Here is a 20,669-nt window from a genome sequence, read left to right on the forward strand (position 1 = left end):
CATGATCGTTCGACCCAAGTTGCACTGGCTGGGGCTGGTGTTTGTCTGGCACGGTTCGGTGCTGGGCAAAATTCTGCTGCGCCTGGGGCTGAACTTTGGTATGGGCGTGGTCGCGGTGCTGATCGCGCCGTGGCTGAAAACCCAAGGCTGGCATCTTTCAACGGCGCCATTCAGCTTGCTGGGGATCGCGCTGGCGATCTTTTTGGGCTTTCGCAACAGCGCCAGTTATGAGCGCTTTTGGGAGGGGCGCAAGCTGTGGGGCGGCCTGTTGATCGCTGCGCGGGCGCTGCTGCGGCAGGCACAAACGCTCACCGGCCATGCGCCCGACTCGCTGCCCATGCGCCACTTGGCGAACCTGCTGATTGCGCTGGGCTGGACGCTCAAGCACCAGTTGCGCAGCACCGATCCGGCAGAGGACTTGGCCCGTTGGTTGCCCCCGACGTTGGCCACGCGCATCGCCCAAGCCCAGTTCCCGTGCGTGCTGCTGTTGCGTGAGGTGGGGCGCTGGGTGGCCGTTGGTGTTGCGGGCGTTGCCCAGCCTGCCGCTGCGCTACGCTGCGCAAGATGCCGCCGCCCGGCGCATCGCTGAATGGGCGCAAGGCCAGCCGGGCGTGCGCCGCGTGTTGCATCCCAGCTTGCCGGGTTCACCTGGGCACGCGCACTGGGCGGCGCTGTGCCAAGCCGCTGCCGGGCTGGTGACGCTGGAAATCGACCCACGCCACAGCAGCGACGCGGTGGACGCGTTCGTCGATGGGCTCCGGCATTTCCGCATCGGCTGGAGTTGGGGCGGGCCGGTGAGTTTGGCGGTACCCTATCAGGCGCGGTTCATGCGCAAGCTGGGGCACCCGTACGAGGGTGTGCTGGTGCGCCTGTGCATTGGCCTCGAAGACGCGGGCGACCTCATCGCCGATCTGGACGCTGGGTTGCAGCGTCTGGCCCAAGCTTGAGTGGAGGAGGGGGCGCTGCGCCGCCTCAGTCCTTGCCGGGCGAGGACACCTTGTGGCGCATCAAGCGGCCCTTTTCGCGCTCCCAATCGCGTTCTTTGACGGTGTTGCGCTTGTCATGTTCGGCCTTGCCCTTGGCCAGCGCAATCTCGGCTTTGACGCGCCCTTCCTTCCAATGCAAGTTGAGCGGCACCAGCGTGAAGCCGCGCTGCTCGGTTTTGCCGACGAGGCGCCGGATTTCGGCCTTCTTCATCAGCAATTTTTTGATGCGATCGGCTTCCGGGCGCACGTGGGTGGAGGCGCTGCGCAAGGCGTTGATGCGGCAACCGATGATGAACAGCTCGCCGTTTTTGATCAGCACATAACCATCGGTCAGCTGCACTTGGCCGGCACGGATGGCTTTGACCTCCCAGCCGTCCAGCACCATGCCGGCTTCGAAGCGTTCCTCGATGTGGTATTCAAAACGGGCGCGGCGGTTTTCGGCGATCAGGGCGGACATGGTGAGTCGGTCAATCCGGGGCGACCGGGAAGGCGGCCCCTAAAATCTTCAATTGTATGAAGCACGTCAAGAAGTCTGTTCTGTTGTGGTACTCGCCGGCCGAGATGTACCGCTTGGTCACCGATGTTCCGGCCTACCCGCAGTTTTTGCCGTGGTGCGAAAAAGGCGAAGTGCTGAACGGTGATGATGCCGGCGTCACGGCGCGGGTGCATTTGGCGTTTGCCGGTGTCCGGCATGCCTTCACCACGCGCAACACCCACCAGCCAGATCAGTCCGTGCTGATGAAATTGGTGGATGGGCCGTTTTCGGTGCTCGAAGGTTCGTGGCAGTTCATCCCCTTGGGCAAAGCGGGGCAGCAAGCGTGCCGCATCGAGTTCGATTTGCGGTATGCGTTTTCCAGCCGGGCGCTGGAGCTGGTGCTCAGCCCCGTGTTTGACAAGGTGGCCAACACCTTTGTCGATTCTTTTGTCACCCGTGCGGAGCAGGTGTATGGCGAACGTTGAAGTCAGCGTGGTGTACAGCCCCGCCCCCCGCCAGGTGGACGAGATCCGCCTGAGCGTCGCCGAAGGATCCACGCTCGAACAGGCGCTGCGGGCCAGCGGTTTGGTCGAGCGCCACGGCCTGGGCGCCATCGACGCCCTCAGCGTGGGCATTTGGATGAAAGCCAAACCCCTGGACACGCCGTTGCGTGCCCAGGATCGGGTGGAAATCTACCGCCCGTTGCGCGTCGATCCCAAGGAAGCGCGGCGCCAGCGTTACCGCAAGTCCCCCAAGTAACGCGCCTGGCGTCCCGGTGCCGCGTGCCGGCTCACTGGCCTTGGCAGTTTTCGGCGATCTGGCTGCGCATGCGTTGGCCTTCAGCGGCGCGGGCGCTGTCGTCCAGCACTTCGCGCTCGCCTTTGGCGTTGTAGCGGGACATGCGTTGGCCGCTGTCCAGCGCCGCCAGTTGATTGCGCAGCCGTGAGCAGTGTTCCTCCCGCTGGGCTTGTGCCTTCTGTTTGGCGGCGGCGGCGGCTTGTTCCTGCTCGGCTTTTTTGCGTGCTTCTTGCTCTTGCTGCTTGCGTTTACGGGCTTCCAGTTCCGGATCGCGTGGGCCGGAGGCGGCCACAGAAGGGGCCGGTGGGGGTTCGGCGGCTCCCATGGCGGTGCGTGAGTGGTTGGGGCGTTGCAGGATTCGGTTATCGGGGGTGTCCGATGGCGGAGGGCGATCGCTGACCTGGATGCGTCCCTGGGCATCGCGCCACTTCCAAATCGGGGTGCTTTGGGCCTGGCTGGGGCCACACACAGCGGCCAGCAAAACCACAGCCGAGGAGGCAAACGTCGTGAAGCGCTTCATGGGTGGGAGGATCGAGAGAACAGAAGCGAAACAGTGTAGGGCGGCCATGTTTCCAGTGTTCCCTATAATCCGCTTTTGCGTCTGGAGCTGATCCCATGCGCCTACTCGGCAAAGCGCTGACCTTCGACGATGTGTTGTTGGTTCCCGCCTTCTCTCAAGTCCTGCCGCGAGACACGTCGCTGGCAACCCGTCTTTCCCGCAACATCGTCCTGAACCTGCCGCTCGTTTCGGCGGCGATGGACACCGTGACCGAGGCCCGTCTGGCCATCGCCATCGCCCAAGAGGGCGGCATCGGCATCGTTCACAAAAACCTGAGTCCCAAGCAGCAAGCCGCTGAAGTGGCGCGTGTCAAGCGCTACGAGTCCGGCTTGCTCAAAGACCCGATCACCATTGCCCCCGGCGCCCGGGTGCGTGATGTGATCGAGCTGTCGCGCCAGCATGGCATCTCGGGTTTTCCGGTGGTGGAAAACGGCCAAGTCGTCGGCATCGTCACTGGCCGGGACCTGCGGTTTGAAACCCGCCTCGACGCCCCCGTGCGCGACATCATGACCCCGCGTGAACGCCTCATCACCGTCTCCGAAGGCGCCACCCTGGCAGACGCCAAGGCGCTGATGCACGCCCACAAGCTGGAGCGTGTGCTGGTGGTGAACGATGCGTTTGAACTGCGCGGCCTGTTCACGGTGAAAGACATCACCAAACAAACCAGCTTCCCCAATGCCGCACGCGATGCACAAGGCAAGCTGCGCGTCGGCGCGGCGGTCGGCGTGGGTGAGGGCACCGAAGAGCGCGTGGAACTGCTGGTCAAGGCCGGTGTGGACGCCATCGTGGTCGATACCGCGCACGGCCACAGCTCGGGCGTGATCGAGCGCGTGCGCTGGGTGAAGAAGAACTTCCCGCAAGTCGATGTGATCGGCGGCAACATCGCCACCGGTGGCGCTGCGCTGGCGCTGGTGGAAGCCGGTGCGGATGGCGTGAAAGTCGGCATCGGCCCCGGTTCGATTTGCACCACGCGCATCGTTGCCGGTGTGGGCGTGCCGCAAATCACCGCCATTGACAACGTGGCCACCGCGCTCAAGGGCACGGGCGTGCCGCTGATCGCCGACGGCGGCATTCGTTACTCGGGGGACATCGCCAAAGCCATCGCCGCCGGTGCCAGCACCGTGATGATGGGCGGCATGTTCGCCGGCACGGAAGAATCGCCGGGCGAAGTGTTCCTGTACCAAGGCCGCTCCTACAAGGGCTACCGTGGCATGGGTTCCATTGGCGCCATGAAGGCCGGTTCAGCCGACCGTTACTTCCAAGAGAACGACGAAGCCGCCAACCCGAACGCCGACAAGCTGGTGCCCGAAGGCATCGAAGGTCGCGTGCCGTTCAAGGGCTCGATGGTGGCGATTGCCTACCAAATGGCCGGTGGCCTGAGGGCTTCGATGGGTTACTGCGGTTGTGCCACCATCGACGAGATGCGTGAACGCGCAGAGTTCGTCGAGATCACGGCAGCCGGTATCCGTGAGAGCCACGTCCACGACGTGCAAATCACCAAGGAAGCTCCAAACTACCGGATGGAGTGATCGTCCCTCCCTTTTGAGCTTGGCGCCCGGCATTGACCGGGCGCCGTCATTCTGAACTCCCGATGCAAGCCAGCTCCGACCGCAAGCCGCGCACGGCCGCCATGCCGTTCATCATGATCACCGTGCTGATCGACATGATCAGCATTGGCCTCATCATCCCGGTGTTGCCGCCGCTGGTGGGTTCGTTCACCGGCTCGCAGGCCGATCACGCGTTCTGGTATGGCGTGGTGAGTTTTGCGTTTGGCTTTGCCAACTTCTTCGGCTCGCCAGTGTTGGGGGCGCTGTCCGATCACTATGGCCGCCGACCGGTGCTGCTGATCGGCTTCACGGGGCTGGCGCTGAGTTTCTTCGCCACGGCGCTGTCCTCGGCGCTGTGGATGCTGGTGGTGATCCGGTTCATCGGCGGGGCGATGCAAGCCAATGCCGCCGTGGCCCAAGCCTATGTGGCCGACATTTCGGAGCCCCACGAGCGCGCCAAACGCTTTGGCATGCTGGGCGCCATGTTCGGCATGGGTTTCGTGCTCGGGCCGGTGATGGGCGGTTTGCTGGGGGGCATTGATCTGCACCTGCCGTTCTTCGTCGCGGGTACCCTGGCGGTGCTCAATGGGTTGTACGGCTTTTTCATCCTGCCGGAATCGCTGCCAGCGGAGCGCCGCGTGGCCGTGAATTGGCGCAAGGCCAACCCCATTGCCTCGCTCAAGCAACTCACCGAATTGCAGGGCGTGGGCTTGCTGGTGGCGGTGATGGGGCTGTCCAGCCTGGCGCAGTTCACCATGCACGCCACTTGGGTGCTGTATACGCACTTCAAGTTCGGCTGGGGGCCGACGGAAAACGGCTGGTCGCTGTTTGCCGTGGGGGCGATGGCGGTGATTGTGCAAGGCGGCCTCATTCGCGTGGCCTTGAAGCGCACCACGCCGCAGAAGCTGGCGGTGGTGGGGCTGATTTCCTCGTCGCTGTGCTACTTCTTCTGGGGCGCCGTGCCCGAGGGCTGGATGATGTACGTGGTGATCGTGCTCAACGTGTTCGGCTTCATGGCGAACACCTCGATTCAGACCTTGGTGTCCAACGCGGCGGACGTGCAATCCCAGGGCCGCACCATGGGCGCGGTGGCCTCGCTCAACAGTTTGATGGCGGTGATCGCGCCGGTGTTCGGTGCGGCGCTGCTGGGAATGGTGTCGCACCTGCCGCCGGGGGACTGGCGTTTGGGCGCCCCGCTGTTCCTGTGTTCGGCCTTGCAGGCGGTGGCCACGGTGCTGGCGCTGCGGCATCTCAAGCGCCATTCCCAAGGGGGTTTGGTGTGAAGGTGTTTTCTTTGCGGTTGCCAGCCGTGATGCAACAGGCCTTGCGCGCCATTGGTATGGTGGCTGTATGGGTTGCGTTTGTGGGCGTAGCTGTTGTGCCGGTTGACTCGGTTTTGGCGGCGCCTGCTTTGACGCAGGCTGATTTGGATGGGCAAAAGGAGCTGCTGCAATTTAAGCTGGATGCGCTGAAAGAATCCCAGCAGAAAGACATTGAAAACCTGCGGCAGCGTTTGGATTATGTTGATAAGCGGGTAGATGACCAAAATACCTACGCTGGGCAAGGCGTGGATCGTCTTGGTATTTGGGTTACTGTTTTATTGGCTATTTTGGGTTCGATTGGTTTTGTAACTGTTTATCGGCGCACCAAAAAGGAAGCACAAGAAGCGGCGAAAGATTGGTTTTCAGAGAACTCCGAAGACTTAAAATCTAAAGTTGAGGATCTCCAGAAAAAAATTGGGGATTTGGAGCGTCATGCGGATTTTGCAGAGAAAAAAATAACGGCCGAGGTGCAAGAAATTCAAGGTCAAGCGGGTCAGGCCAAAGTCAATATTGCTGACGAAGAGGCGCGGGCAATTGAGCGATTGCAAAAAAACATGGGAAAAACCCAAAATTCAGAAGAGCCATTGTCTGATGAAAAAAAACAAGATGCGGAATTGCTAAAGGAACGAAGCGATCGGTTAAAAAGAAAACCGGAAAGCGAATACTTGTTTGCTGATTGGAATGCGCGGGCTTTGTCTGCTTATTCAAATAATTATTTTGAGGGCGCTGCTTATTTTTGGTTGAAAGCCGCTGAGGCGGCGGATGCAAAAAGTAAAGATGCTGCTCAAGCTTTACTTTTTCGAGGCATCGTACAAGGGCAGCTGGGGCAAGCCGAAGCAGAAATAGCGACCTACGAAGAAGTTGACAAGCGCTATGGTCAGGCGCCGGAGGCGGCGCTGCGGGAACAAGTTGCTAGGGCGCTGTTCAATAAGGGCGTTGTGCAAGGGCAGCTGGAGAAAAAGGAAGCTGCGATAGCGACATACGAAGAAGTGGACAAGCGCTATGGTCAGGCGCCGGAGGCGGCGCTGCGGGAACAAGTTGCTAGGGCGCTGCTCAATAAAGGCGTTGTGCAAGGGCAGCTGGAGAAAAAGGAAGCTGCGATAGCGACATACGAAGAAGTGGACAAGCGCTATGGTCAGGCGCCGGAGGCAGCGCTGCGGGAGGTAGTTGCCAGAGCGCTGGTCAGTAAAGGCAGTAGGCAAGGGGAGCTGGGGCGAAACGAAGCTGCGATAGTGACATACGAAGAAGTGGACAAGCGCTATGGTCATGCGCCGGAGGCGGCGCTGCGGGAGCAAGTTAACGCAGCGTATACCGGTCTGGGATTTGCATGGATCTGTGAAGCGAAACGACTTTGGATGGTGAGCGCTGAAGCAGCAAAGAACTTGCTTTTGAGTGCCGCTGGTGTTTTGAATCGGGCAGTGAGGGCGCTTGATGAAAACGGTGTGGTGTTGGGTAATCTTGCTTATTTGGCCTGTTTGCAGGGTGATATGCAAGCGGCTGAGGTGTGGTTTGTCAAGGCTCTTCAGGCACCCGATCATGGCGGTGAAGAAATTTATCGTGACACCCTCAAAGATTTGGAAATCCATCCAGTCCCCGAAGATGAGAATATGCGCGCTTTGGTAGAGCGTTTGTGGCAGGCACATAAGCCGAAGGCTTGATGCTGCCGGTGGTTAAACAACGGTTGTTTTTGTTGAGTTATTAAAAATGTCACACGACAAAATTCTGATCCTCGACTTCGGCTCGCAAGTCACCCAATTGATCGCCCGCCGGGTGCGTGAATCGCATGTGTATTGCGAAATCCACCCGAACGATGTGTCGGATGACTTCATCCGCCAGTACGCGCCCAAGGGCATCATCCTTTCGGGCAGCCACGCTTCCACCTACGAAGACCACCAACTGCGCGCCCCGCAAGCCGTGTGGGATTTGGGCGTGCCGGTGCTGGGCATCTGCTACGGCATGCAGACGATGGCGGTGCAACTCGGCGGCGAAGTGAGCTGGAGCGACACCCGCGAATTCGGTTACGCCGAAGTGCGCGCCCACGGCCACACGCGCTTGCTCAAGGGCATCGAAGACTTCAGCACGCCCGAAGGCCACGGCATGCTCAAGGTGTGGATGAGCCACGGCGACAAGGTCACGGCCCTGCCGCCCGGCTTCAAACTCATGGCGAGCACCCCGAGCTGCCCGGTGGCCGGCATGGCCAACGAGGAAAAGGGCCTGTACGCCGTGCAGTTCCACCCCGAAGTGACGCACACCGTGCAAGGCCAAGCCCTGCTGTGGCGCTTTGTGCGCGACATCTGCGGCTGCGCCGGGGACTGGATCATGGGCAACTACATCGAAGAAGCCGTGGCCAAGATCCGCGAGCAGGTGGGTGACGAGGAAGTCATCCTCGGCCTGTCCGGCGGGGTGGATTCGAGCGTGGCGGCGGCCTTGATCCACCGTGCCATCGGCGATCAACTCACCTGCGTGTTCGTCGATCACGGCCTGCTGCGCCTGAACGAGGGCGACATGGTGATGGACATGTTCGCCGGCAAGCTGCACGCCAAGGTGATCCGCGTCGATGCCAGCGAGCTGTTCCTCGGCCAACTGGCCGGTGTGACCGACCCGGAGCGCAAGCGCAAGATCATCGGCGGCCTGTTCGTGGACGTGTTCAAGGCCGAAGCCGCCAAGCTCAAGGCCAGCGGCGCCGGCCATAAGGGCGCAACCTTCCTCGCCCAAGGCACGATCTACCCGGACGTGGTCGAGTCCGGCGGCACCAAGACCAAGAAGGCCACCACCATCAAGAGCCACCACAACGTGGGCGGCCTGCCGGAACAACTGGGCCTGAAGCTGCTGGAGCCGCTGCGCGAGCTGTTCAAGGACGAAGTGCGCGAGCTGGGCGTGGCCCTGGGCCTGCCGCCGGACATGGTGTACCGCCACCCGTTCCCGGGCCCCGGCCTGGGCGTGCGCATCCTGGGGGACATCCGCCCCGAGTTCGTGAAGCTGCTGCAACGCGCCGACCACATCTTCATCGAAGAGCTGCGCTCCACGGTGGATCACAACTCCGGCAAAAGCTGGTACGACCTGACGAGCCAAGCCTTCACCGTCTTCCTGCCGGTCAAGAGCGTGGGCGTGATGGGCGATGGCCGCACTTACGACTACGTCGTGGCCCTGCGCGCCGTGCAAACCTCGGATTTCATGACGGCGGATTGGGCCGAGCTGCCCTACAGCCTGTTGAAGCGGGTTTCCAGCCGCATCATCAACGAAGTGCGCGGCATCAACCGCGTGACTTACGACGTGTCCAGCAAGCCGCCTGCCACCATTGAGTGGGAATGATCCGAGGGGGCTTCACAGCCCCCGCAGCACATCCCAACAAGCGCCCATCGTGTGGTAATCGGTTTTGCCGGCGGGGCTTTTCTCGTCCGAGTAACGCCGGTTGTCCGGGGTGAGGATGCGATACCAAGCCCCATGGCGATGATCGATCATGTGGGCCCAGGCGTAGGCCCAGAGCTGGTCGTACCAACTCCAGTAGCCCGGGTTGCCTGTGCGCTGCGCCAGCAAGGCCGCAGCGGCCAGACTCTCGGCTTGCACCCAGAAATACTTGTCGGCGTCGCACACCTCGCCGCCCGGGGCAAAGCCGTACACCAGCCCACCGTGGACGCGATCCCAGCCGTTGTGCATCGCCACTTCGAAAAAACGCTGCGCCGTCGGTAGCAGCCAGCCTGGGCACAGGCCTCCCGGCGCGGCGCGCAAACGCGCCTCCAGTTGCAACAGCAGCTTGCTCCACTCCGTCAGGTGGCCCACTTGGAAACCCCAAGGGCGAAAGATATTGCTGCGGTCTTGCTGGTTGTAGTGCCAGTCCACCTGCCAATCGGGGCCGTAGTGCTCCCACACCAAACCATCGGCCTGCGTGGCCAGGCGCTGCGTCACCGCGTGCGCCAGCAACAGGGCGCGATCCAGGTAGTGGGATTGCCCTGTCGCTGCATGGGCGGCCAGCATGGCTTCACAGGCATGCATGTTGGCGTTTTGACCCCGATAAGGGCTCAACTGTCGCCAGTCGGCGGAAGCTTCATCGGCGTACAGGCGGGCCCGAGGCTCCCAGAACCGCTGTTCCATCAGCGCAAACGTCGTTTCTAAACCCGTGGCGGCTTCTTCGACGCCCGCCATCAACGCATGCGCGTGCGCCAGCAGCACGAAGGCCAGGCCGTAGGCGTGGTTCGTGCCGTCCAGCACGTTGGCGCGGTGGCCATCCCAGCGAACCTGCCATGCCCACCCCCCTTGCGGTTGAGCGTGGGCCGTTGCCAGAAAGCGCAAGCCGTGGCGCACCGCTTCTTGGTCTTGTGGTTGGCGCCAACGTTGCCAAGCCGTGGCATGGTTGAAGATGAAACGCGTGCTGCTCACCAAGTGGCGCGTTTGCCGGTCGTAGACCGTGCCGTCGTCCTTGAAGAAGTGGAAAAACCCCCCGCTGGGATCCAGCGCCCGGCCCTCGTAAAAGTCCAAGGTGTGGCGGATGTGACCGAGCAGGAACGCTGGCGCACGAAAGTCAGGCAGGCGGGTGTGGGTCATGGTGACGATAATTCAATCAGAATGATGAATGCATTGTTCACGATCCACTGTGCCCTGATGATGGGAGTTTCACTGTGCAGGCGGATGGCTTGCGGCATAGTAGCGGGCCAGTTCTTCATCACCTCTTGACCATGAATGCTCCAAAAATGCGCCGTATGGCAGTGAGTGCCCTCGCGGGGGCCGTGCTCGTGTTGGCCGGTTGCGTGTCGCAGCCGATGCTGTTGCAGTCCAACGAACGGGTGGAAGTGTCCGAGCTGGCGCTGCTGGTGGCGGATGTGTTCGACATGTACAAACAGCAGCCCACCAACCTCAAACCCGTGCCCAAGGCCGATTCGATCTTGGGCAAAGATTGGGAGGTGGTGGGTTACATCGTCGGGGACGCCAAAGCCGCCGTGACTCTGAACGGTGCGCAACTGCTGAGCGTGGGCGGCGGCACCGCCATGTATGGCGTGTTGGCCCACAAAAAGGGTGAAAACCCGGCGCAGTCTTACGTGCTGGCCGTGCGCGGTACGGCGGATGCGAACGAATGGAAAGTGAACGCATTCAGCGCCGACAAACTGCCCTTGAGCGCCGATCAAGGCAAAGGCACGGTGGCCAAAGGGTTCTATTCCATTTACCAGACCTTGCGTTACATCCCGAACACCGCCAACGCCACGGCGGCCAGCGTTCAAGCTTGGCAGAGCGTCCGCGACGTGGTGGGCAGCGCACCGGTGACGGTGGTCGGGCACAGCCTCGGCTCGGCGATGTCCACTTACTTGATGACCGATTTGGCCAGCCGAGGCGGGTTGGGCGCGCAGGTGCGGGGGCGTTTGCTGGCCTCACCGCGCCCGGGAGATGACACGTATGCCAACTACGTGGCCTCCGTGGTGCAAGACTACGTGGTCTACAACAACGTCAGCGATGTGGTGCCGCAGATCCCCCCGGGCTCGTTCGCCGCACTGAAGAACGAGAAGATCCTGATGCCGGATAACTTCCTCGTCAAAGTGTCCTACTCGCCGGTTTGCAGCCACCAACTGGTCTCTTACGCCGCCGGCTTGGGGGGCATTCAACCGAACCGCAGCCTGGATTTCTGGAAAAAACGCATGAAGGACAGCGGCAACAGCCCGGCCTGCGTGGAAGCCAAGTAAACCGCACGTTCACGGCATCCCCGCCGTCACCCAGCGCCCGAGCAGCGCCCGCTCTGCTTCGGTGATCTGCGTGGCGTTGTTGAGCGGCATCAGCCGCTGCACCACCACCTGTTGCACGATGGCCGGCCCGTGCTGGCGCAGCAGTTCGGGCGTGTGCAGCATCACGCCCTTGTTGTTCACCTGGGCGTTGTGGCACAGCACGCAGCGTTGTTGCACCACGGCTTGCACCTGAGCGAGCGTCGGTGCCGGGGCGCTGGCCGCCGCTTGAGCGACTGGCGCCGGCGCCAGCCACACCATCAAACCCAGCACCAACGCCACGCCCGCAGCAGCGTAGCCCCAGGGCACCGGCTGACCCAGTCGCAACGCCTTGTGACGCGCCACAAAGCAGTGACGAATCAACGCCCCCGCCAGCATCAACCCGACCAACACCACCCAGTTGTGCGGCCCTTGGTACAACCAGCCATAGTGGTTGCTCAACATGGCGATCAACACCGGCAGCGTGAAATAAGTGTTGTGAACACTGCGCTGCTTGCCGCGCTGGCCGTGGATCGGATCGACCGCTTGCCCTGCCCGCAGCGCCGCCACCACCTTGCGCTGGCCGGGGATGATCCAATGCGCCACGTTGGCGCTCATGGCCGTGGCCATCATGGCGCCGACGAGCAAAAACGCCGCTCGCCCCGCAAACAGCTCACACGCCAGCCAACTCGCCCCCACCACGGTGAGCGTGACCAACCCGCCTACCAGCCGATCCCCGCCCGGGCGCTGGCCCAAGGTGCGGCAGATCACGTCATAAATCAGCCAAAAGCCGGCCAGAAACCCCAGCGCCGCCGCAATCGCCCCGCCCGACGACCAGGCGTAGCGGCTCGCATCCACCAAAAACGTGCTGGCGTTGAACAGATACAGCACGGTGAACAGGCCAAAACCCGTCAGCCAGGTCGAATACGCTTCCCAGTAAAACCAGTGCAAATGCTCCGGCAGTTTGGGCGGCGAAACGATGTACTTCTGCGGGTTGTAAAACCCCCCGCCATGCACCGCCCACAACTCGCCATCCACGCCTTTGGCTTTCAGGGCCGGGTCGGTCGGCGGGGTCAGGCTGTTGTCGAGAAACACGAAGTAAAACGACGAGCCAATCCACGCAATCGCCGTGATGACATGCGCCCAGCGCAGCAGCAGGTTGCCCCATTCCAGTAAGTAGCCTTGCACGGTGGTGCCTCCTCAACTGCCTCGGTAAGTCGAATACGCCCACGGGCTGGCCAGCAGCGGGACGTGGTAATGCGCGTTCACATCGGCGATGCCAAAGTCCAGCGGCACATCCTCCAAAAACGGCGGATCGGGCAGCGCCACGCCCCGGGCGCGGAAGTAATCCGCCACCGCAAACACCAGGCGATAACGCCCCGCCACGACCTCGGCGCCCGCCAACAGCGGCCCGTCCGCCCGGCCATCGGCGTTCAGGGTGAGTTGGCGCAGCGGCGTGGCGTGGCCGGTGGCGTCCAGCCGGTAGAGCGTCACCGCCATGCCGGCTGCCGGGGTGCCGTGCATGGTGTCCAGAACATGTGTCGAAAGGCCCATGGTGTGTGAGCGCCGCAAAGCGCGTTAAAGTGTTCACGAAAGTGTATACAATTTTGCACACCATGACACTCGATCCCACCGACCTCCCCGGGGACGCTTCGCGCACCACCACCCAGCGCATCGTCGATGCGGTGACGGCGGCCATCGTCGAACGGCGGCTGATGCCCGGCACCAAACTGGTCGAGCAACAGATCGCGGACATCTTCAAGGTTTCACGCACCGTTGTGCGCCAAGCGCTGAACCAGTTGAGCCGGGATCGGCTGGTGCAGTTGGAGCCGGCGCGCGGTGCCTTTGTGCGCCAGCCCAGCGTGCAAGAAGCGCGGGAGGTGTTCGAAGTGCGCGCCATGCTCGAAGGCGCCATGATCCGTGAGCTGTGTACCCGCATCACCGAGGCCCAACTCGCCGAGTTGCGGGCCCATTTGGCCGCTGAAGTCGCCGCCGTCACGCGCACGGACGTGCGCGGGCGCACGCGGTTGTTGGCTGATTTCCACGTCATCCTGGCGCAGATGCTGGGCAACGCCACGCTGGCCGAGCTGCTGGGGGATTTGCTCTCGCGCTCGCAGCTCATTTCGTTGATGTACCAATCGTCCCATTCGGCGGAGCATTCGCAGGCCGAGCACGTCGCCATCGTGGACGCGCTGGCGCGGCGCGACGCCGAAGCCGCCGTGGCGCTGATGACCGATCACCTGGGCAACGTCGAACGCAACCTGCGCTTGCAACCGCGTGTCACCGACCTGGGCGCTGCTCTGCTGCCCGAAGGAGAACTACCGTGAGTTCACAGCACCGTCTCCCCCTCTCCCCAACCCCTCTCCCGCAAGGGGAGAGGGGCTTTGAAGCTCACGCCTTGGCCTCCGGTGAACGGGCTCCCTCTCCCCTTGCGGGAGAGGGCTGGGGAGAGGGGGAAGCCCCCCGTTACCCCCGCGACCTGCGCGGCCACGGTCGCACCCCGCCGCACGCCCAATGGCCGGGCCGCGCCCGCGTGGCGGTGCAGTTTGTGCTGAACTACGAGGAAGGCGGCGAAAACTCGGTGCTGCACGGCGACGCGGGCAGCGAGCAATTCCTCTCCGAGATGTTCAACCCGGCGAGTTACCCGGCGCGGCACCTCAGCATGGAAGGCATGTATGAGTACGGCTCGCGGGTGGGCGTGTGGCGTTTGCTGCGCGAGTTTGAAAAGCGCGGCCTGCCGCTGACCGTGTTCGGTGTGAGCATGGCCCTGGCACGCTGCCCCGAGGTGACCGCCGCCTTCGTCGAGCTGGAGCACGAAATTGCCTGCCACGGCTGGCGCTGGATTCATTACCAAAACCTGGATGAAGCCACCGAGCGCGAACACATGCAGCGCGGCATGGAGATCCTGCAAAACCTCACCGGCCAGCGTGCGCTGGGCTGGTACACCGGGCGCGACAGCCCCAACACCCGCCGCCTGGTGGCCGACTTCGGCGGCTTCGAGTACGACAGCGACTATTACGGCGACGACTTGCCGTTCTGGCTGCAAGTCAAAAAGAGCGACGGCGGCTTGGCGCCGCATCTGGTGGTGCCCTACACGCTGGACTGCAACGACATGCGCTTCGCCCTGCCGCAAGGCTTCAGCCACGGCGACGAGTTCTTCGAGTACCTGCGCGACAGCTTCGATGTGCTCTACGCCGAAGGCGACGAACGCCCCGCGATGATGAGCATCGGCATGCACTGCCGCTTGCTCGGGCGCCCCGGGCGGATGCGGGCGCTGCAACGCTTTCTCGACCACATTGAGGCGCACAGCCGGGTGTGGGTAGCGCGGCGCATCGACATCGCCCGCCACTGGAAAACCACCCACCCCTTCCACGCTGACACCGCTTTTGTTTGGGAATGACCCCTGTGACGACCCTCACCCTGGCCCAGCTCAACGCCGCCGATGGCGCCGAGTTCGTGCGTCTGCTGGACGGCACTTACGAGCACTCCCCCTGGATCGCTGAAGCGGCGTTTGCGCGGCGCCCGGCGGGGGGCTTCGTCAGCTTGGCGCAGTTGAAACATGCGCTGGTGGAGGCGGTGCGTGCCGCGCCCGAAACCGCCAAGATCGGCCTGATCCGCGCTCACCCCGAGCTGGCCGGCAAAGCGATGGTGGCGCGCACCCTCACAGCGGAATCCACCGGCGAGCAGCGCCGCGCCGGCCTGACGGATTGCACGCCCGAAGAATTCGCCAAACTGCACGTGCTGAACGCGGAATACAACCGGCGTTTTGGCTGGCCGTTCATCTTGGCGGTGCGCGGGCCACGCGGCACGGGGCTGACGCGCCAGCAAATCATCGACACCTTCGAGCGCCGCGCCCACGGCACGCGGGATTTTGAGTTTGCCGAGTGCCTGCGCAACATCCACCGCATCGCCGAAATTCGCTTGAGCGAAAAATTCGGCCAACCGCCCCGGCGGGGCGAACAGGTGTGGGACTGGGCCGAGCAACTCGCCCAGCACAGTGAACCCGGTTTTGCCGAAGCGGGCCAACTCACCGTCACCTATTTGACCGAGGCGCACCAAGCCTGCGCCCGCCAACTCATGGCGTGGATGCAGGCTGGCGGGTTTGATGAGGTGACGTTGGATGCCGTCGGCAACGTCGTGGGCGTGTACCACGCAGCGGCGGCGGCGGGCGGCGCCCAGGCGCCACGCCTGCTGACCGGCAGCCATTACGACACCGTGCGCAACGCCGGCAAGTACGACGGACGCTTGGGCATCCTGGTGCCGATGGCGGCGGTGCGTGAATTGGCGCAGCGCGGTGAGCGCCTGCCCGTCACGCTCGAAGTGGTGGGCTTCGCGGAGGAAGAAGGCCAGCGTTACCGCGCCACCTTCCAAGGTTCCAGCGCACTCACCGGGCATTTCAACCCGGCGTGGTTGGATCAGGTGGATGCGCAAGGCGTGTCCATGCGCGAGGCCATGCACGCCGCTGGCTTGCCCGGCACCATCGAAGCCATTGCCGCGCTCCAGCGCAAAGCCTCGCGTTACCTGGGATTCGTGGAAATTCACATCGAGCAAGGGCCGGTGTTGAACGATTTGGATGTGCCGCTGGGCCTCGTCACCTCGATCAACGGCAGTGCGCGCTACCGAGGCGAATTCATCGGCGTGGCCAGCCACGCCGGCACCACGCCCATGGATCGGCGCCGCGATGCCGCCACCGCCGTGGCCGAGCTGGCGCTGTACGCCGAGGCGCGAGCGTCGGCGGATGAAACCTCGGTGGCCACGGTGGGCGTGTTGGAAGTGCCGGGCGGCTCGGTCAACGTGGTGCCGGGGCGTTGCCGCTTCAGCCTCGATCTGCGCGCCCCGACCAACGCCCAGCGCAACGCCATGGTGATGGACATCAAACAGCACGCCGAACGCATCGCCAAGCGCCGGCGGGTGACGCTCAAGCTCGAAGAAACCATGATCGCGTCCGCCGCGCCGTCGAACCGCCGCTGGATGCAGCGCTGGGAAGCCGCCGTGCGCGCCCTGGGTTTGCCGTTGCACAGCCTGACCAGTGGCGCCGGCCACGATGCCATGAAGCTGCACGAAGTCATGCCGCAGGCCATGCTGTTTGTGCGCGGCGGCAACGCGGGCATCAGCCACAACCCGCTGGAAAGCGTCACGGCGGACGACGCCGAGCTGGCGGTGCAGGCTTTTACCCACCTCATCACGCACCTGGAGATCGCCCCATGACCTCGCCCGATTCGTCTGCCCGTTACGCCGCGTTGGATGCCTGGATCGAGGCCCATTTCGATGAAGAAGTGGCGTTCTTGCAAACCCTGGTGCGCGTGCCCACCGACACCCCGCCGGGCGACAACGCCCCCCACGCCGAAGTCACTGCCCAAGCGTTGGATCACATGGGGTTGCCGGTGGAGATGTACCCGGTGCCCGCCGAGGAGGTGGCGGCGCAGGGCATGCGCTCCATCACCAATGTGATCGTGCGCCAGCGTTTTGGCGAAGGTGGGTTGACGGTGGCCCTGAACGCCCACGGTGACGTGGTGCCCCCCGGCGAAGGCTGGACGCACGACCCCTACGGCGGCGAAGTGGCCGACGGCAAGCTCTACGGTCGGGCCAGTGCCGTGAGCAAGAGCGATTTCGCCACCTACACCTTCGCGTTGCGGGCGCTGCGCGAGGTGGCGCCGCCCGCGTGCGGGGCGGTGGAGCTGCACTTCACCTACGACGAAGAATTCGGCGGCGAGTTGGGCCCCGGCTTTTTGCTGCGCCACCAACTCACCCGACCGGATTACCTCATCGCCGCTGGTTTCAGCTATCAGGTGGTGACGGCGCACAACGGCTGCTTGCAACTGGAGGTCACGCTGCATGGCCAAGCCAGCCATGCCGCTTACCCCGAAACCGGCATCGACGCCCTGCAAGCCGCCAACCAACTGCTGACCGCGCTCTATGCCCACAACGACGTGCTGCGCACGCGGCGCTCCAGCGTGCCCGGCATCACCCATCCTTATTTGAACGTCGGGCGCATCGAGGGCGGCAGCAATACCAATGTGGTGCCGGGCAAAGTGGTGCTGAAGCTGGATCGGCGCATGATCCCCGAGGAAGACGCCGCGCAGGTCGAAGCCGAGGTGTGCCAGCTCATCGCCGCTGCGGTGGCAGATTGCCCGGGCATTCGGGGCGAAATCCGCCGCCTGTTGCTGGCTCATTCGCTCAAACCCTTGCCTGGCCACGAGCGCCTGGCCACCACGCTGCAACGCCACGCGCAGGCGGTGTTGGGCGAGTTCATTCCCACGTCGGGCACGCCGCTCTACACCGATGTGCGCCTCTATGGTGCGCAAGGGGTGCCAGCGGTGATTTACGGTGCCGGGCCGCGCACCGTTTTGGAGAGCAATGCCAAACGCGCCGACGAACATCTGGTGCTCGATGACCTGAAACGGGCCACGCAAATCGTGGCGCGCACCTTGATGGACATGTTGAGCTAAGGGAAATTCGCCTCGATTCGGTTGACAGCCGGCGCCCCCAGCGCTGGCTTTTTGTGCTGGAACTTCGCCTTCAATCATCGTGATGATCCGCCAATTTGAGCGAACTTAGCGGAAGTTGGCCCGGTTTTCGCTAGTGAAGTCCGTCTTCACGGAGAACCAGTCATGTCGCTCATGCATTGCACCCGCCGCACTTTGTTGAATGCTGTTGCCGCTGCTGCGGTTTGTGTCAGCCTGCCGGCGATGGCCCAAGAAACCGCCGTCAAATTCCAGCTCGATTGGCGTTTTGAAGGCCCGAGTGCGTTGTTCCTCGTGCCGGTGGCCAAGGGGTATTTCAAGGCCGAAAAACTCAATGTGGCGGTCGATGCTGGCAATGGTTCGGGCAATGCCGTCAACCGCGTGGCCTCCGGCGCCTACGACATGGGTTTTGCCGACTTGGCCGCCCTCATGGAATTCCACGCCAACAACCCCACCGCGCCCAATAAACCGGTGGCGGTGATGATGGTCTACAACAACACCCCGGCAGCGGTGCTGACGCTGAAAAAATCCGGCATCAAAACCCCGGCGGATTTGGCGGGCAAAAAGCTCGGGGCGCCGTCGTTCGACGCGGGGCGCCGCGCCTTCCCGATTTTCCAGAAGGCCAACAACGTCAGCAAAGTCGAGTGGGTGAGCATGGATCCGCCCCTGCGCGAAACCATGTTGATGAAGGGCGATGTGGACGCCATCACCGGCTTCACCTTCACGTCGTTGCTGAACCTGGAAGCACGCGGCGCCAAAACCGACGAGGTGGTGGTGATGCCGTACCCCGCTTTCGGCGTGAAGCTGTACGGCAACGCCATCATCGTCGGCCAAGCGTTTTTGAAGAACAACCCGGACGCCGTCAAAGCCTTCCTGCGCGCTTTCACCAAGGGCGCCAAAGACGTGATCGCCGACCCCAAAGCCGCCATCGCGGTGGTCAAGGAGCGGGACGGCATCATCAACGCCACCCTGGAAGAGCGCCGCCTGCGCTTGGCCATTGACACCGCCATCGCCACGCCAGACGCCCGTGCCGAAGGGTTCGGCGCTGTGAGCGCCCCGCGTTTGGCCTTGATGGGGTCCCAAGTCGCCGATGCGTACACCACCAAAAGCCGCATCGATGTGAGCACGATCTGGGACGGCAGTTACCTGCCGTCCGTGGCCGAGCGCAACGTCTTGGGCGTGGCCAAAAAGTGAGGCGTTGAACCATGAGCGCCTTTGTTGACTTTCGCAACGTTTGGCTGGCCTACAACGACGAGTTGTTGGCCCAGGGCCATTTCGCCGTCGAAGACATCCACCTCCAGGTGAAGGAGGGGGAGTTCATCGCCATCGTCGGCCCATCGGGTTGTGGCAAATCCACCTTCATGAAACTGGCCACGGGGCTGAAACGCCCGAGCCGGGGCACGGTGGAAATCGCTGGGCAGGAGGTCACGGGGCCGCTCAAGATCACCGGCATGGCGTTCCAAGCGCCCAGTTTGTTGCCGTGGCGCACCACGGTGCAAAACGTCATGCTGCCGCTGGAGATTGTGGAACCCTACCGTTCCAGCTTCAAGCAGAAAAAAGCCGAGTACGAAGCCAAAGCACGCACGCTGCTGCAAAGCGTCGGGCTGGGGGGTTATGAGGACAAATTCCCCTGGCAGCTTTCCGGCGGCATGCAGCAGCGTGCCAGCATCTGCCGCGCCCTCATTCACGAACCCAAAATGCTGCTGCTGGACGAGCCGTTCGGCGCGTTGGATGCCTTCACCCGCGAAGAACTCTGGTGTGCGCTGCGCGATCTGCAAGCCGCACAAAAATTCAACGTCATCTTGGTGACGCACGATTTGCGCGAAAGCGTCTTTTTGGCCGATACGGTGTACGTCATGAGCAAAAGCCCGGGCCGTTTTGTGGTGCGCCGCGAGATCGATTTGCCTCGCCCGCGTGACTTGGAGGTGACCTACACCCCCGCGTTCACCGACATCGTGCATGAACTGCGCGGCCACATTGGTGCCCTGCGCAAACAAGGTGCGGAGGTGGCGCAATGAGCAGCGCAGCCGTCAAAGCCCGACGCCTCGAAGCCGCCGCCCCCTGGGCGTTGCTGATTGTCGGGTTGTTCCTCTGGCAAGGTGTGTGTACCGCTTTTGATGTGAGTGAGTTCGTATTCCCGAGCCCGCTGCGCATTTGGGAGCAGTTGGTCGAGTTCAGGGGCGAAATTGCCAAACACGCCTGGCGCACCTTTTGGGTGACGATGGCCGGGTTTGGCCTCGCCATCGTGGTGGGCGTGTTGCTGGGCTTCCTCATCGGCAGTTCGCGCCTGGCTTACGCTGCGATTTATCCGCTGATGACGGGCTTCAACGCCCTGCCCAAAGCCGCCTTCGTGCCGGTGTTGGTGGTGTGGTTTGGCATCGGCATTGGCCCGGCGATCCTGACGGCGTTTTTGATCAGCTTTTTCCCGATCACCGTGAACATCGCCACCGGCCTGGCCACGCTGGAGCCCGAGTTGGAGGACGTGCTGCGCGTGCTGGGCGCTCGGCGCTGGGATGTGCTGATGAAAGTCGGGCTGCCGCGTTCGATGCCGTACTTTTTCGGCTCGCTCAAGGTGGCGATCACGCTGGCCTTCGTCGGCACCACGGTCAGCGAGATGACGGCCTCGAACGAGGGCATCGGCTACCTGCTGGTGAGCGCCGGCAGTGCCATGCAAATGGGCCTGGCGTTTGCGGGCCTGGTGGTGGTCGGGGCGATGGCGATGGTGATGTATGAGTTCTTCTCGATTGTGGAGAAGCGCCTCACCGGGTGGGCCCATCGCGGTTCACAAGTCCACTGAGGGTTCGTGACCGACAGGCCCCATGCGATGATTCGCC

Annotated in this window: 21 protein-coding genes; 16 read left to right on the forward strand and 5 right to left on the reverse strand. The window is 63.0% G+C overall.

Annotation, left to right across the window (positions count from 1 at the left end; all coding sequences use genetic code 11):
- Position 1: 1 nt before the first annotated feature.
- On the forward strand, positions 2-589 hold the full coding sequence (locus VITFI_RS09790) for a bestrophin family protein (protein ID WP_089416792.1): 588 nt from the start codon (positions 2-4) through the stop codon (positions 587-589).
- The gene (locus VITFI_RS09795; protein ID WP_198301405.1) at positions 531-947 is read left to right on the forward strand and encodes a PLP-dependent transferase; all 417 of its coding nucleotides are present in this window, start codon (positions 531-533) and stop codon (positions 945-947) included. The genes VITFI_RS09790 and VITFI_RS09795 overlap by 59 nt, the downstream gene beginning before the upstream one ends.
- A 25-nt stretch (positions 948-972) precedes the next feature.
- Here VITFI_RS09795 and smpB read toward each other — a convergent pair whose 3' ends face one another.
- Positions 973-1,443: an SsrA-binding protein SmpB gene (gene smpB, locus VITFI_RS09800; protein ID WP_089416794.1), complete on the reverse strand. Its 471-nt coding sequence runs from the start codon at positions 1,441-1,443 to the stop codon at positions 973-975.
- A 56-nt stretch (positions 1,444-1,499) separates the two neighbouring features.
- Here smpB and VITFI_RS09805 point away from each other — a divergent pair, with 56 nt between their 5' ends.
- Both VITFI_RS09805 and VITFI_RS09810 read left to right on the forward strand, forming a co-directional pair.
- Positions 1,500-1,946 carry a type II toxin-antitoxin system RatA family toxin gene (locus VITFI_RS09805; protein WP_089416795.1) on the forward strand — a complete coding sequence of 149 codons (447 nt, stop codon included), beginning with the start codon at positions 1,500-1,502 and terminating at the stop codon, positions 1,944-1,946.
- Positions 1,933-2,220 carry an RnfH family protein gene (locus VITFI_RS09810; RefSeq protein ID WP_089416796.1) on the forward strand — a complete coding sequence of 96 codons (288 nt, stop codon included), beginning with the start codon at positions 1,933-1,935 and terminating at the stop codon, positions 2,218-2,220. Before VITFI_RS09805 ends, VITFI_RS09810 begins: the two co-directional genes overlap by 14 nt.
- A gap of 31 nt (positions 2,221-2,251) precedes the next feature.
- Here the strand turns inward: VITFI_RS09810 and VITFI_RS09815 are convergent, their stop codons facing one another.
- Positions 2,252-2,779 (reverse strand): DUF4124 domain-containing protein, encoded by a 528-nt coding sequence (locus VITFI_RS09815; protein WP_089416797.1) that lies wholly within the window; start codon positions 2,777-2,779, stop codon positions 2,252-2,254.
- Between the two features lie 95 nt (positions 2,780-2,874).
- Between VITFI_RS09815 and guaB the strand changes: the two genes are divergently transcribed.
- From guaB to guaA, 4 genes are all read left to right on the forward strand, one after another.
- Positions 2,875-4,347 (forward strand): IMP dehydrogenase, encoded by a 1,473-nt coding sequence (gene guaB / locus VITFI_RS09820; RefSeq protein ID WP_089416798.1) that lies wholly within the window; start codon positions 2,875-2,877, stop codon positions 4,345-4,347.
- Between the two features lie 62 nt (positions 4,348-4,409).
- Positions 4,410-5,648: an MFS transporter gene (locus tag VITFI_RS09825; protein ID WP_198301406.1), complete on the forward strand. Its 1,239-nt coding sequence runs from the start codon at positions 4,410-4,412 to the stop codon at positions 5,646-5,648.
- Positions 5,645-7,345: a hypothetical protein gene (locus VITFI_RS09830; protein ID WP_157725629.1), complete on the forward strand. Its 1,701-nt coding sequence runs from the start codon at positions 5,645-5,647 to the stop codon at positions 7,343-7,345. Before VITFI_RS09825 ends, VITFI_RS09830 begins: the two co-directional genes overlap by 4 nt.
- 46 nt (positions 7,346-7,391) lie before the next feature.
- Complete coding sequence (guaA, locus tag VITFI_RS09835; protein WP_089416800.1) at positions 7,392-8,999, forward strand: glutamine-hydrolyzing GMP synthase; 1,608 nt, start codon at positions 7,392-7,394, stop codon at positions 8,997-8,999.
- Positions 9,000-9,011: 12 nt separating this feature from the next.
- Here the strand turns inward: guaA and VITFI_RS09840 are convergent, their stop codons facing one another.
- Entirely contained in the window at positions 9,012-10,229 is a 1,218-nt protein-coding gene (locus VITFI_RS09840; protein ID WP_089416801.1) for an AGE family epimerase/isomerase, read from the reverse strand.
- Positions 10,230-10,375: 146 nt separating this feature from the next.
- Between VITFI_RS09840 and VITFI_RS09845 the strand changes: the two genes are divergently transcribed.
- Positions 10,376-11,356 carry a lipase family protein gene (locus tag VITFI_RS09845; RefSeq protein ID WP_232476561.1) on the forward strand — a complete coding sequence of 327 codons (981 nt, stop codon included), beginning with the start codon at positions 10,376-10,378 and terminating at the stop codon, positions 11,354-11,356.
- 9 nt (positions 11,357-11,365) lie between these two features.
- On the opposite strand, the gene VITFI_RS09850 is transcribed toward VITFI_RS09845, so the two are convergent.
- Positions 11,366-12,559 (reverse strand): urate hydroxylase PuuD, encoded by a 1,194-nt coding sequence (locus VITFI_RS09850; RefSeq protein WP_089416803.1) that lies wholly within the window; start codon positions 12,557-12,559, stop codon positions 11,366-11,368.
- Between the two features lie 12 nt (positions 12,560-12,571).
- On the reverse strand, positions 12,572-12,925 hold the full coding sequence (uraH, locus tag VITFI_RS09855; RefSeq protein ID WP_089416804.1) for a hydroxyisourate hydrolase: 354 nt from the start codon (positions 12,923-12,925) through the stop codon (positions 12,572-12,574).
- Between the two features lie 62 nt (positions 12,926-12,987).
- Between uraH and VITFI_RS09860 the strand changes: the two genes are divergently transcribed.
- The 7 genes from VITFI_RS09860 to VITFI_RS09890 all read left to right on the forward strand — a co-directional run bounded on the left by VITFI_RS09860 (position 12,988) and on the right by VITFI_RS09890 (position 20,632).
- Positions 12,988-13,698 carry a GntR family transcriptional regulator gene (locus tag VITFI_RS09860; protein ID WP_089416805.1) on the forward strand — a complete coding sequence of 237 codons (711 nt, stop codon included), beginning with the start codon at positions 12,988-12,990 and terminating at the stop codon, positions 13,696-13,698.
- A 71-nt stretch (positions 13,699-13,769) separates the two neighbouring features.
- Positions 13,770-14,771, forward strand: a complete 1,002-nt coding sequence (puuE, locus tag VITFI_RS09865) for an allantoinase PuuE (protein WP_089416806.1) — start codon at positions 13,770-13,772, stop codon at positions 14,769-14,771.
- A 5-nt stretch (positions 14,772-14,776) separates the two neighbouring features.
- Entirely contained in the window at positions 14,777-16,579 is a 1,803-nt protein-coding gene (uraD, locus tag VITFI_RS09870; RefSeq protein WP_232476562.1) for a 2-oxo-4-hydroxy-4-carboxy-5-ureidoimidazoline decarboxylase, read from the forward strand.
- Positions 16,576-17,820: a M20/M25/M40 family metallo-hydrolase gene (locus VITFI_RS09875; protein WP_089416808.1), complete on the forward strand. Its 1,245-nt coding sequence runs from the start codon at positions 16,576-16,578 to the stop codon at positions 17,818-17,820. The genes uraD and VITFI_RS09875 overlap by 4 nt, the downstream gene beginning before the upstream one ends.
- A gap of 162 nt (positions 17,821-17,982) precedes the next feature.
- On the forward strand, positions 17,983-19,029 hold the full coding sequence (locus tag VITFI_RS09880) for an ABC transporter substrate-binding protein (protein ID WP_198301407.1): 1,047 nt from the start codon (positions 17,983-17,985) through the stop codon (positions 19,027-19,029).
- An 11-nt stretch (positions 19,030-19,040) separates the two neighbouring features.
- Positions 19,041-19,853: an ABC transporter ATP-binding protein gene (locus VITFI_RS09885; protein WP_089416809.1), complete on the forward strand. Its 813-nt coding sequence runs from the start codon at positions 19,041-19,043 to the stop codon at positions 19,851-19,853.
- The gene (locus VITFI_RS09890; protein WP_089416810.1) at positions 19,850-20,632 is read left to right on the forward strand and encodes an ABC transporter permease; all 783 of its coding nucleotides are present in this window, start codon (positions 19,850-19,852) and stop codon (positions 20,630-20,632) included. The genes VITFI_RS09885 and VITFI_RS09890 overlap by 4 nt, the downstream gene beginning before the upstream one ends.
- Positions 20,633-20,669: the final 37 nt, after the last annotated feature.

The organism is Vitreoscilla filiformis (assembly GCF_002222655.1).
GTDB classification, from domain to species: domain Bacteria; phylum Pseudomonadota; class Gammaproteobacteria; order Burkholderiales; family Burkholderiaceae_C; genus Ideonella; species Ideonella filiformis.

Bases quoted from the DNA above. Each gene is read 5' to 3' on its own strand.
- VITFI_RS09815 (WP_089416797.1), bottom strand. From the start codon at position 2,779: ATGAAGCGCTTCACGACGTTTGCCTCCTCGGCTGTGGTTTTGCTGGCC.
- VITFI_RS09880 (WP_198301407.1), top strand. From the start codon at position 17,983: ATGTCGCTCATGCATTGCACCCGCCGCACTTTGTTGAATGCTGTTGCC.
- VITFI_RS09825 (WP_198301406.1), top strand. From the start codon at position 4,410: ATGCAAGCCAGCTCCGACCGCAAGCCGCGCACGGCCGCCATGCCGTTC.
- VITFI_RS09875 (WP_089416808.1), top strand. From the start codon at position 16,576: ATGACCTCGCCCGATTCGTCTGCCCGTTACGCCGCGTTGGATGCCTGG.
- VITFI_RS09805 (WP_089416795.1), top strand. From the start codon at position 1,500: ATGAAGCACGTCAAGAAGTCTGTTCTGTTGTGGTACTCGCCGGCCGAG.
- VITFI_RS09810 (WP_089416796.1), top strand. From the start codon at position 1,933: ATGGCGAACGTTGAAGTCAGCGTGGTGTACAGCCCCGCCCCCCGCCAG.
- VITFI_RS09860 (WP_089416805.1), top strand. From the start codon at position 12,988: ATGACACTCGATCCCACCGACCTCCCCGGGGACGCTTCGCGCACCACC.
- guaA (WP_089416800.1), top strand. From the start codon at position 7,392: ATGTCACACGACAAAATTCTGATCCTCGACTTCGGCTCGCAAGTCACC.
- VITFI_RS09840 (WP_089416801.1), bottom strand. From the start codon at position 10,229: ATGACCCACACCCGCCTGCCTGACTTTCGTGCGCCAGCGTTCCTGCTC.
- VITFI_RS09845 (WP_232476561.1), top strand. From the start codon at position 10,376: ATGCGCCGTATGGCAGTGAGTGCCCTCGCGGGGGCCGTGCTCGTGTTG.
- VITFI_RS09890 (WP_089416810.1), top strand. From the start codon at position 19,850: ATGAGCAGCGCAGCCGTCAAAGCCCGACGCCTCGAAGCCGCCGCCCCC.
- smpB (WP_089416794.1), bottom strand. From the start codon at position 1,443: ATGTCCGCCCTGATCGCCGAAAACCGCCGCGCCCGTTTTGAATACCAC.
- guaB (WP_089416798.1), top strand. From the start codon at position 2,875: ATGCGCCTACTCGGCAAAGCGCTGACCTTCGACGATGTGTTGTTGGTT.
- VITFI_RS09885 (WP_089416809.1), top strand. From the start codon at position 19,041: ATGAGCGCCTTTGTTGACTTTCGCAACGTTTGGCTGGCCTACAACGAC.
- VITFI_RS09790 (WP_089416792.1), top strand. From the start codon at position 2: ATGATCGTTCGACCCAAGTTGCACTGGCTGGGGCTGGTGTTTGTCTGG.
- uraH (WP_089416804.1), bottom strand. From the start codon at position 12,925: ATGGGCCTTTCGACACATGTTCTGGACACCATGCACGGCACCCCGGCA.